The following is an 8,470-nucleotide window of genomic DNA, read 5'->3' on the forward strand; positions in this document are numbered from 1 at the left end:
CCCGCCGCGGCGCGGCCCGGCGGGCCGCCCGGACGCGCCGCGCGCCGCGGTGGCGCCGGTGGCCGCATCCGGCCGTGTCCGCGACCGTGCCCCCTGGGGCGCGCGGGGCCCGGGGGGAGCGGTGGCGCCGATTTGGCCGGGCGCTGACCTTGGCCCGTCCGCGCGCGGGAAGAGGCCGGACGACCGGCGGAGCGGCCGGGGCGCCGCGCGGCGCCGTGCCGCCGGGGGCGGACCGGAGCGGGCGCGCCGCGGCCGGCGTGCGGGGGAGCGAGGCCGGACGACCGGTGTCCGGGCACGGGGAGGGCGATGGCGAAGCGGCCGAGGTTGCGTCTCCGGTCGATCCGTGCGCGGGTGACGGCGGGCACCGTGATCGCGGGGTCGCTGATCATCGCCGTGGCCATCACGGTGACGTCGCTGCTGGCGCGGCACGCCATCACGCACGACCTCGCGGAGACCACCGCGGTCGCGGCCCGCCAACTGGCCGCCCTGGTCCGCGAGGACCGGTTGGCCGAGGAGATCCCGCCGCAGCAGGGCGTGGTCCGGCTGCAGGTGGTCGACGCCGGCGGCGACGTGGTCGCGGCCAGCGCGCTGCTGGCCGGCGAGCCGCCGATGAGCGCGGCGCGCCCCGGCGGCCTGGACGACCGGGTGGAGGACCGGGTCTGCGCGGGCCGGCGCTGCCTGACCGTGGTCGGGTTCCGGGTGCGGGACTCCGCCTACGGCGACGTCATGGTCTACGCCGCGCGCCCCCAGCCCGACCTGCTCACCGGCCACCTGCTGGAGCTGATGCTGATCGCGTTCGGCCTCGCGGTGCTCGCCGCGGGCGGCTGGCTGGTCTGGCTGGCCGTGGGCCGCACCCTGCGGCCCGTCGAGCGCATCCGCGCCGAACTGGAGCGCTTCAGCATGACCGACCTGGACCACCGGCTCACCGTGCCCGACACCGGCGACGAGGTGGCCCGCCTGGCGCGCACGGGCAACGAGACGCTGGCCCGCCTCCAGGCGGCGCTCGCCCGCCAGCGCAGCTTCGTCTCCGACGCCTCGCACGAGCTGCGCAGCCCCATCACCGGGCTGCGCACGCGCCTGGAGGTGGAGCTGGCCGACCCTCGGGACCCGACGGGGGCGCTGCGCGCCGCGCTGGCCGACACCGAGCGCCTCCAGCGGATCGTCGGCGACCTGCTGGAGCTGGCCCGGCTGGACGCCGACGTCGCCGACGTGCGCACCTCGGTCGACCTGGGCGACCTCGCCCGCGAGGAGGTGCGGCGCCTCCTGGGCGCCGGTGCGGGCGGCCCCGCCGGAGAGGGCGGGCGGGCCCGGCCGGGCGGCCCGGCCGTCACGGTGGACGCCGAACCGGGCGTGGTGGTCCGGGGCGACCGGCTCCGGTTGTCGCGCGTGCTGGCCAACCTGATCGCCAACGCGCTCCGCCACGCGGACGGCCGCGTCGCGGTGGAGGTGGCGGCCGAGGAGGGGCGGGCGGTGCTGCGGGTGCACGACGACGGCGACGGCATCGCGCCCGCCGACCGGGAGCGGGTGTTCGCCCGCTTCGCCCGGCTGGCGGAGTCGCGGCGCCGCGACCCGGGCGGTAGCGGCCTGGGGCTGGCGATCTCGCGCGAGATCGCGTCGGCCCACGGCGGCACCCTCACCGCCGACCGCAGCCCGCGCCTGGGCGGCGCGGTCCTCGAACTCCGCCTCCCCCTCCCGCCCCCGTCACCCGACCCCACCCGCACCTGACCCGCCGTCCCCTCTTCGTCGGTCGTGACGTCGCCGGGGGCGGTTCCGGGCATGCGGGTGCCTCCGGCGGTGGTGCGGGCGGGGCATGCTGTCGGGGAAAAGCTCTATCTCACGCCGGCCCCCTCCGAGGGGGTCCGCGCCCCCGCGGCCGCGCTCCCGTGGACGGCCGAGTTCCGTTCTCCTCGGGCAGGGGAACCGCTCCCATGCCCGGTGGCGTCGAGATCAACGGACGGGAAGCGCTGTCCCGGCGGCGGTGGGGGCGCGGCGCGGGCGGTTCCGCCGTGCGGGGCGTGCGGGGGCGGTCGGGCGGTCCGGGTCGGTGGGGCCGGTGCGGCGGTCAGTTTAAGGGGTGGGCGGCCGGGGGGTGGGGCGGGGGGTGGGTCGACCCGGCGGACGGCGCCGTGTGCCGTCGCGGGTGTGGCGGTCGTCGTGTTCGGGCGGGTTGACACGATGCGCTCCGGCGTTCAACACTTGCGGACAGTCGCTTAGGTAAGCATTGCCTTAGTGAGGTTTGCGCAACCTTATTTTCCGAGGTCGAGGGGGAGACGTGGGCCACAGCGGGATCGAGGGGGCGATCGCCGTCGTGACGGGCGCCGGGCAGGGGATCGGGCGCGCCGTCGCGCGGGCCCTCGCCGAGGAGGGCGCCGTCGTCGCCGCCCTGGACCTCGACCCCGACCGGGCCCGCGCCACGGCCGCCGACCTCGCGGCCGAGGGCCGCACGGCCGCCGCCTACGGCTGCGACGTGCGCGACCCCGCCGCCGTGGAGGACGCGGTCGACGCGGTCGAGCGCGACCTCGGGCCCGTCGCGCACGCCGTCAACGTCGCCGGGGTGCTGCGCACCGGCCCGGTCGTCGCGGCGGCCGACGCCGACTGGGCCGAGCTGTTCGCGGTCAACGCCACCGGCGTCTTCCACGTGTCGCGCGCGGCCGCCCGCCGCATGGTGCCGCGCGGCACCGGCACCATCACGACGGTGGCCTCCAACGCCGCGGGCGTGCCGCGCGCCGACATGGCCGGCTACGCCGCCTCCAAGGCCGCCGCCGCCATGTTCACCAAGTCGCTCGGGCTCGAACTCGCCCCCCACGGCATCCGCTGCAACGTCGTCTCCCCGGGCTCCACCGACACCCCGATGCAGCGCGGCCTGTGGTCCTCCGCCGACGGCGCCGCCCGCGCCGTCGCGGGCACCCCCGAGAAGTTCCGCACCGGCATCCCGCTGGGCCGCATCGGGGACCCCGAGGACGTCGCCGCGGCGGTGGCCTTCCTGGTGTCCCCGGCCGCCCGGCACATCACGATGCACGACCTCTACGTCGACGGCGGCGCCACCCTGCGCGCCTGACCCCGCCCGCCGCACCGGGCGGAGCCCGGGCCGAAACCCCACCCAGACGACCTGATCAGTGCAGAAAGAAGGACGCGTGTCCCACCAGCGCGCCGCGACCCCCGCCCCGGCCGCCGCCGACCTCCTCGACGCCTACCGCCCCGGAGCCCAGTACTTCGCCTCCCGCGAGGGGGCCCTCCTCGGTACGGGCGTGCTGGCCACCGCCGACCGCCTCGACGCCCTGCCCGGCCTGCTGGCCGACGCCACCGCCGACCCCGCCGCGCCCGCCGTGGCCATCGGCGCCCTGCCGTTCGCCCCCGACGCCCCGGCCCGCCTGGTCGTCCCCGCCGAGGTGCGGCGCGCCCCCGCTCCGGCCGGCACCGCCCCCGGCGGCGACCGGGGCCAGCGGCCCCTGGCCGGGCCGTGGCGGGTGCGCCCCGTCCCCGAGCCCGCCGACCACGTCGCCGCCGTCGACCGGCTGCTCAAGCACATGGCCGACGCCGGACCCGGCGACGACGCCCTGCGCAAGGTCGTCCTCGCCCGCGCGCTGCGGCTCACCGGCCCCGGCCCGGTCGACGTCGCCCAACTGCTGCGCAACCTCGCCTGGCGCGACCCCGCCGCGCACGCCTTCGCCGTCGACCTGCCCCCCGCCGGCGGCGACGTGCGGACCCTGGTCGGCGCCAGCCCCGAACTCCTCGTCGCCAAGCGCGGCGGCACCGCCACCGCCAACCCGCTGGCCGGGTCGGCCCCGCGCAGCGCCGACCCCACCCGCGACCAGCAGCGCGCCGTCGCCCTGCTCACCTCCGCCAAGGACCGCTACGAGCACGCCGTGGTCGTCGAGGCGGTCGCCGAAGGGCTGCGCCCCTTCTGCCGCACCCTCGACGTGCCCGCCGAACCCGAACTCGCCCGCACCGCCACCATGTGGCACCTGTCGACCCGGGTCACCGGCGAGCTGCGCGACCCCGCCACCCCCTCCGCCGACCTGGTGCGCGCCCTGCACCCCACCCCCGCGGTCTGCGGCACGCCCACCGCCGACGCGCGGGACGCCATCGCCGCCGCCGAACCGTTCGACCGCGGCTTCTACACCGGGGTGGTCGGCCACACCGACGCCCGCGGCGACGGCGAGTGGGTCGTCACCATCCGCTGCGCCGACGTCGCCGGGGCCGAGGTCGACCTGTTCGCCGGCGGCGGCATCGTCGCGGGCTCCGACCCCGAGGCCGAACTCGCCGAGACCTCCGCGAAGCTCCGCACCCTGCTCCTCGCCCTCGGCATCAACCAGCCCCTCTGACGGTGTCGAACGAAAGGCCCCGCCCCATGCTCGCCGGATGCACCCCCTGGCCGCCCGAGTTCGCCGACCGCTACCGCGCGGCCGGGTACTGGACCGGCCGGACCCTCGGCGCCCTCCTGCGCGACGCCGCCCGCCGCCACCCCGACCGCACCGCCGTGGTCGGCGCCGGGGAGCGGTGGACCTACGCCGAGCTGGACGCCCGCGCCGACCGCCTCGCCACCGGCCTGGTCCGGCGCGGGATCGGCCCCGGCGACCGGGTCGTGGTGCAGCTGCCCAACCGGCCCGAGGTGTTCGAGGTGGTGTTCGCGCTGTTCCGGGCGGGCGCGCTGCCCGTCTACGCGCTGCCCGCGCACCGCCGGGCCGAGGTCGGGTACCTGTGCGACTTCACCGGCGCGCGGGCGCTGGTGACCGCCGACACCGACGCCGGATTCGACTTCCGCGGCCTCGCCGCGGAGGTGCGCGCGGCGGTGCCCGGCCTGCGCGACGTCCTCGTGGCCGGCGACACCGGGGGCCGCCCCGGCCTCACCGCGCTCGCCGACGTGCGCGCCGAGGCCGCCGACCCCGCCGCGCTCGCCGACCCCGACCCGGCCGACGTCGCGTTCCTCCAGCTCTCCGGCGGCACCACCGGCCTGCCCAAGCTCATCCCGCGCACCCACGACGACTACCTGTACTCGGTGCGGGCCAGCGCCGAGATCTGCGGGCTCACCCCCGACACCGTCTACCTGGGCGCGCTGCCCGTCGTGCACAACTTCCCGATGAGCTCACCCGGGTTCCTCGGGGTGCTCCACGCCGGCGGGACGGTCGTCCTGGCCCCCGACCCGACCCCGGCGACCTGCCTGGCGCTCATCGAGGCCGAGCGGGTCACCCACACCGCCGTCGTGCCACCGGTGGCCCTGCTGTGGCTGGACGCCGTCGAGAAGGGGGCCCAGGCCGGCCGCGACCTGTCGTCGCTGCGCGTGCTCCAGGTCGGCGGCGCCAAGTTCGCCCCCGAGGCCGCCCGCCGGGTCCGCCCGGTCCTGGGCTGCGCGCTCCAGCAGGTGTTCGGCATGGCCGAGGGCCTGGTCAACTACACCCGCCCCGAGGACGACGAGGAGACCACCGTCCACACCCAGGGCCGGCCGATCTCGCCCGACGACGAGATCCGCGTCGTGGGCCCCGACGGCGCCGAGGTCGCCGACGGCGAGGCCGGCGAACTGCTCACCCGCGGCCCCTACACGATCCGCGGCTACTACCGCGCCCCCGAGCACAACGCCGCCGCGTTCACCCCCGACGGGTTCTACCGCACCGGCGACATCGTCCGCCGCACCCCCACCGGCCACCTCGTGGTGGAGGGCCGGGCCAAGGACCAGATCAACCGCGGCGGCGAGAAGGTCGCCCCCGACGAGGTGGAGGACCACATCCTGGCCCACCCCGCCGTGCACGACGCGGCCGTCGTCGCCGTCCCCGACCCCTACCTCGGCGAGCGGGCCTGCGCCTACGTGATCCCGCGCGGGACCGCCCCCGGCCGCGCCGAGCTGCTGCGGTTCCTGCGCGGCCGCGGCCTGGCCGCCTACAAGATCCCCGACCGGGTGGAGTTCGTCGACGCGTTCCCCGCCACCGGGATCGGCAAGGTCAGCCGGCGCGAGCTGCGCGCCGCCATCGCCGCGGAGACGGCGCGCGCCGCCGGGGCCGCCCCGGACGGCGCGCCGCCGCCCGGCCCCTGAGCCCCCGCCCCGCGGCCGCACGGGCGGCGCGCCCCGGCGCGCCCGCCCTCCACCCACCCACCGGAACGGACCCTTCGGATGTCCCTGCCGCACATCGAGCCCTACGACCTGCCCGCCGCCGAGGACCTGCCCGAGAACCGGGCGCCGTGGACCCCCGACCCCGCCCGCGCGGCGCTGCTCATCCACGACGTGCAGCGGTACTTCCTCCGCCCCTATCCGGCCGACTCCGCCCCGCTGTCCGGAGCCCTCGCCAACATCGCCGCGCTGCGGACCGCCTGCCGGGCGGCCGGGGTGCCGGTCGTCTACACCGCCAAGCCCGGCGGCATGGACCCCGAGCGGCGCGGACTGGAGCGGGACTTCTGGGGCGCGGGGATGCGGGCGGTCCCCGAGCACACCGAGGTCACCGCGGCGCTGCGCCCCGAGGACGGCGACACCCTCCTCACCAAGTGGCGCTACAGCGCGTTCGTCCAGACCGACCTCGCCGAGCGCCTGCGCCGGCAGGGGCGCGACCAGCTCCTCATCACCGGTGTCTACGCCCACATCGGGTGCCTGCTCACCGCCGCCGACGCCTTCATGCGCGACATCGAGCCGTTCTTCGTCGCCGACGCCATGGCCGACTTCACCGCCGAGGACCACCGCTTCGCCGTCGGCTACGTCGCCCGCCGGTGCGGCGTCGCCCTGACCACCGCGCGGGCCGCCGCCGCGGTGGCGCTGCCGCACCCCGTCGCCACCCGCGCCTGACCGGCCGCACGCCCCCGTCGAAAGGAACCCCGTGACCTCCACGCCGCCGCCTCCGCCCGTCCACGACCTGGTGGGGGTCGGGTTCGGACCGTCCAACGTCGCGATGGCCATCGGCCTGCGCGAGCGGCGGGAGCGCGCCGCCGCCGACCCGGCCGCCCCGGCGCTGACCGGGGTCTTCCACGAGCGCCAGGAGCGCTTCGGCTGGCACCGCGGCATGCTGCTGGACGACGCCACCATGCAGGTGTCCTTCCTCAAGGACCTGGTGACCACCCGCAACCCGGCGAGCGACTTCAGCTTCCTGTGCTACCTGCACTCGGTGGACCGGCTGCACGACTTCATCAACCACAAGACGCTGTTCCCGCTGCGCACCGAGTTCCACGCCTACCTGGCCTGGTGCGCCGAGCGCGTGTCCGACCAGGTGCGCTACTCCTCGGAGGTCGTCGCGGTCGAACCGGTCCGCGACACCGCCGGGCGCGTCTCCCAGCTCGACGTCGTCGCCCGCCAGGCCGACGGGTCGCTGCACCGCAGCCGCGGCCGCAACCTGGTGTTCGCGCCCGGGCTGTCGCCCCGGCTGCCCGACGGCGTCCGGTGCTCCGAGCGCGTCTGGCACAACGAGTACCTGCTGCACCGGCTGGAGGCGCTGGACCCCGGCGCCCGGCCGCGGTCCTTCGTCGTCGTCGGCGCCGGGCAGAGCGCCGCCGAGGCCGCCGAGCACCTCTACCGCCGCTTCCCCGGGGCCGAGGTCAACGCGGTGTTCTCCCGCTACGGCTACAGCCCCTCCGACGACAGCCCGTTCGCCAACCGCATCTTCGACCCGCAGGCCGTCGACGCCTACTTCGACGCCTCGGCCGAGGTGAAGGCCGAGATCATGGGCTACCACCGCAACACCAACTACTCCGTGGTCGACCCCGACCTCATCGACGCCCTGTACCGGGCGGCCTACCAGGACCGGGTCAACGGCACCGAGCGGCTGCGGCTGCACAACACCTCCCGGGTGGCCGGGCTCAACGAGCGCGCCGACGGCGTCACCGTCACCGTCGAGCACCTGCCCACCGGCAAGCAGACCCCGGTGGAGGCCGACTACGTCGTCTTCGCCACCGGGTACCGCTCGGCCGACCCGCGCGACCTGCTCGGCGGCCTCGCCGCGCACGTCCTCACCGACCCCCAGGGCCGCCCCGCCGTCGACCGCGACTACCGCCTCGCCACCACCGACGAGGTCACCTGCGGCATCTACCTGCAGGGCGGCACCGAGCACACCCACGGCATCTCCTCCTCCCTGCTGTCCAACGTGGCCGTGCGGGTGGGGGAGATCCTCGACGCGGTGGCCGCCCGCGCCCCCCGCGCCGTCCCCGCCCGCCCCTGACCCCGCCCGCACCCGACCGCGCCCCGGCCCGCCCGCCGCCGACACCGAAAGGCCCGACCGTGCCCGAACCCGCCACCCCCGCCGGCCCGCTCACCCCCGAACGGCTGCGCGCCGACGTCGAGCACGTCCTCGGCGAGCCCGCCGGGGCCATCGCCGACGACGAGGACCTGCTCGACCGCGGCATGGACTCCATCCGGCTGATGAGCCTGGTCGAGACCTGGCGCGCGGCGGGCGTGGAGACCGACTTCATCACCCTCGCCGAGGACGCCTCCGTCGCCGCGTGGACGCGGCTCCTCCTCGACCGCTGACCCCGCCCGCCCGCCGGTCCCGCCGGCGGG

Annotated in this window: 7 protein-coding genes; all 7 read left to right on the plus strand. The window is 77.3% G+C overall.

The window, feature by feature from the left end; translation table 11 throughout:
- Positions 1-351: 351 nt before the first annotated feature.
- The 7 genes from NT8_RS25200 (at position 352) to NT8_RS25230 (ending at position 8,440) form a co-directional block, all read left to right on the plus strand.
- Positions 352-1,725: a sensor histidine kinase gene (locus NT8_RS25200; RefSeq protein ID WP_245646326.1), complete on the plus strand. Its 1,374-nt coding sequence runs from the start codon at positions 352-354 to the stop codon at positions 1,723-1,725.
- A 547-nt stretch (positions 1,726-2,272) separates the two neighbouring features.
- Positions 2,273-3,058, plus strand: coding sequence for a 2,3-dihydro-2,3-dihydroxybenzoate dehydrogenase (locus NT8_RS25205; protein WP_067974671.1), 786 nt, complete (start codon positions 2,273-2,275; stop codon positions 3,056-3,058).
- A gap of 76 nt (positions 3,059-3,134) precedes the next feature.
- Positions 3,135-4,325 carry an isochorismate synthase gene (locus NT8_RS25210; protein ID WP_067974674.1) on the plus strand — a complete coding sequence of 397 codons (1,191 nt, stop codon included), beginning with the start codon at positions 3,135-3,137 and terminating at the stop codon, positions 4,323-4,325.
- A gap of 26 nt (positions 4,326-4,351) precedes the next feature.
- A complete protein-coding gene (locus NT8_RS25215) occupies positions 4,352-6,028 on the plus strand; it encodes a (2,3-dihydroxybenzoyl)adenylate synthase (RefSeq protein ID WP_067974676.1) in 1,677 nt (558 codons plus the stop codon).
- A 78-nt stretch (positions 6,029-6,106) separates the two neighbouring features.
- On the plus strand, positions 6,107-6,769 hold the full coding sequence (locus NT8_RS25220; RefSeq protein ID WP_067974679.1) for an isochorismatase family protein: 663 nt from the start codon (positions 6,107-6,109) through the stop codon (positions 6,767-6,769).
- A gap of 31 nt (positions 6,770-6,800) precedes the next feature.
- Positions 6,801-8,132, plus strand: coding sequence for a lysine N(6)-hydroxylase/L-ornithine N(5)-oxygenase family protein (locus NT8_RS25225; RefSeq protein ID WP_067974681.1), 1,332 nt, complete (start codon positions 6,801-6,803; stop codon positions 8,130-8,132).
- Between the two features lie 59 nt (positions 8,133-8,191).
- Entirely contained in the window at positions 8,192-8,440 is a 249-nt protein-coding gene (locus NT8_RS25230) for a phosphopantetheine-binding protein (RefSeq protein WP_067974684.1), read from the plus strand.
- Positions 8,441-8,470: the final 30 nt, after the last annotated feature.

It is taken from the genome of Nocardiopsis trehalosi NBRC 14201, from assembly GCF_001552555.1.
Classification (GTDB): Bacteria; Actinomycetota; Actinomycetes; order Streptosporangiales; family Streptosporangiaceae; genus Nocardiopsis_B; species Nocardiopsis_B trehalosi.

Excerpts from the sequence above, each read along its gene's own strand:
- NT8_RS25215 (WP_067974676.1), top strand. The coding sequence starts at position 4,352 with ATGCTCGCCGGATGCACCCCCTGGCCGCCCGAGTTCGCCGACCGCTAC.
- NT8_RS25220 (WP_067974679.1), top strand. The coding sequence starts at position 6,107 with ATGTCCCTGCCGCACATCGAGCCCTACGACCTGCCCGCCGCCGAGGAC.